At 35.7% G+C, this 2506-nt stretch carries 2 protein-coding genes; both read left to right on the plus strand.

What is annotated here, in order from left to right:
* Positions 1 to 166 precede the first annotated feature (166 nt).
* A complete protein-coding gene (gene istA / locus C8C76_RS14875; RefSeq protein ID WP_108143018.1) occupies positions 167 to 1705 on the plus strand; it encodes an IS21 family transposase in 1539 nt (512 codons plus the stop codon).
* Complete coding sequence (istB, locus tag C8C76_RS14880; RefSeq protein ID WP_108143020.1) at positions 1701 to 2438, plus strand: IS21-like element helper ATPase IstB; 738 nt, start codon at positions 1701 to 1703, stop codon at positions 2436 to 2438. The genes istA and istB overlap by 5 nt, the downstream gene beginning before the upstream one ends.
* Positions 2439 to 2506 lie beyond the last annotated feature (68 nt).

The following is a 2506-nucleotide window of genomic DNA, read 5'->3' on the forward strand; positions in this document are numbered from 1 at the left end:
TATTTGTTGTATACTAAAATTACCGGGAATTGCAAAGTAGTATTCCCGAAAGTTGCAAACTAAAATTCCCTATTATTGCAGAATAAAAAAGTCATTGCAGTCACCCCCAAAATACCGTACCCTTATATTAAGTCAACCACAACTTATATAAGGGAGGAAAATGGAGATGACATTAGCAATGACTGATATTAATGATATCAAAGAACTGTACTTTAAGAAAGGTTTAAATGTGGCTGAAATAATGAGAGAAACGGGTCATGATCGTAAAACAATTAATAAATACCTCGATATGACTGATTTTAATCTAGTTTTAGAAACACCTGAAAGATCCAAGCGTGGCTCCAAGTTGGACCCATTTAAGAAAACTATTGATGAGTGGCTTGAAGCTGATAAAAAAGTCTGGAGAAAACAGCGTCATACTGCAAAAAGGGTACATACCCGATTAACTGAACTCTATGGTAGTAAATATGACTGTTCATATCGCCTGTTAGCTGAGTATGTGCGAATCAAAAAGAAAGAGATATTTTCTGATGAACCTAAATTCTTTTTACCGTTAAAACATCTGCCTGGAGAAGCTCAGGTTGACTTTGGAAGAACAGATTTTAGAGAAAATGGGACTTTTTATGAAGGACACCACTTAAATCTCAGCTTCCCACAGAGTAATACTGGTTATTCGCAGCTATTTAAAGGTGAAAACCTGCAGTGTTTAGAACAGGGCATGATAAATATATTTAATCATGTTGGAGGTGTTCCCTCCAGAATAGTTTTTGACAATGCTTCCAGTATGGTTTCAGATATTGGGAAAAACAAGTATCGAAAGCTGACTGAACACTTCATGATGTTTAAAAACCACTTTAGATTTGAAGCAGTATTTTGTAATCCAGCAAGTGGGCATGAAAAAGGCAATATAGAGGGTAAAGTAGGTTATCACAGACGCAACTATTTTGTGCCACCACCAGAATTTGATAATTTAGATGAATTCAATAAATCATTACTAACTGAACTTGATGATGATCAGTATCGCGAACATTACAGAAAAAATGCTACTCAGCATGAATTATTTCAGGCTGATTTAAAAGCATTATTACCACTGCCTGAGGTTGAATTTGAACCAGCACTGGTTGTTTCCAAGAAAACTGATGCCAATGCCTGTATTACTATTCATAAAGGCAAACATAGATATTCAACCAGGCCAAGTCTTGCTAAAAGCAATGTTTTTGTTAAACTTACAGCTGATAAAGTGATAATCTTAGATCAGGATCTTAATCAGGTTGTCACTCACGACAGGCTTTATGGTGACTTAAAACAGGAATCAATCAACTGGATTCTTTATTTAGGTCAAATATCCAAAAGGCCAACAGCTTTGAAATATACTGGGATTTATGATCTGTTTCCCCAGGCAGCTAAAGACTATTTTGAAACTTTAGATTACGAGAACTTAAAAGCAACTCTAAAAACTCTCAATAACCTGACAGAAGAAACAAATTTTGAAGCTGCAGTAGATGCACTCTTAGATGCTATCTCTCATGGAGCAAGTGATACTGACAGTATCCAGGTCCTATTTAAGAGAAAGAACTCTAAGATTATGGAGCTTGATGGTCATTTAGCAGCTAAAAATGCACCTGAATTACCTGAACTAAAACCTGATATTAGTTTTTATGATACTTTCTATACTGTAGCAGATGGAGTTGAAGCCAATGATTAAAGAGCAGATTGCAGCCTGCTGCAAAACTCTCAAATTAAGTCAGAACATAGCTGATAATTTTGAAGGTATTGAAGCTGAAAATCGACATGAATTTCTACTTAAAATTCTGCAAAACGAAGTTGAATACCGTAAAGCCAAAAAGATAGAAAGACTGATTAAACAAGCTAAATTTTATACTATTAAGACCTTTGAAGGCTATTCGTTTGATGAAATCAGAATACCTTCTGGACTATCAATTGAGGATCTAAAAACAGGAACTTTTATTGAGAAAAACGAGAATTTAATTTTATATGGGGCTGCCGGCACGGGTAAGACCCATCTTGCAACGGCGATAGGCTTGGAGGCCTGCCGCCAGAGAAAATCAGTTTTGTTCTTTAGAACAGCAACACTGGTTAATCAATTAAGCAAGGCAAAAGAAGAAGGAAAACTGGACAAATTATTTAAAAAGATAGAAAAAGCAGACTTAATAATTTGTGATGAATGGGGCTATATTCCTCTCGACAGAGAGGGATCCCAGCTCCTGTTCCAGATAATTTCAGACTGTTATGAGAAAAAGAGCCTGATAATTACCACTAATCTTGAATTTAGTAAATGGGCTAATATTTTCTATGATGAGCAGATGACAGCTGCTTTAATTGATAGATTGGTGCACCACAGTCACCTACTTGTATTTCCTGGTGACAGTCATAGAATCAAAAATTCACTAATGAAAGGAGCCCAAAATTCACTTTAATTTTTCCCTATTGGGTGGCTGCGAAAAAAACTTTGCAAAAACCGGGAATTTTAACTTGCAAAAAACAA

Origin of the sequence: Halanaerobium saccharolyticum (genome assembly GCF_003053565.1) — a bacterium.
GTDB lineage: Bacteria > Bacillota > Halanaerobiia > Halanaerobiales > Halanaerobiaceae > Halanaerobium > Halanaerobium saccharolyticum_B.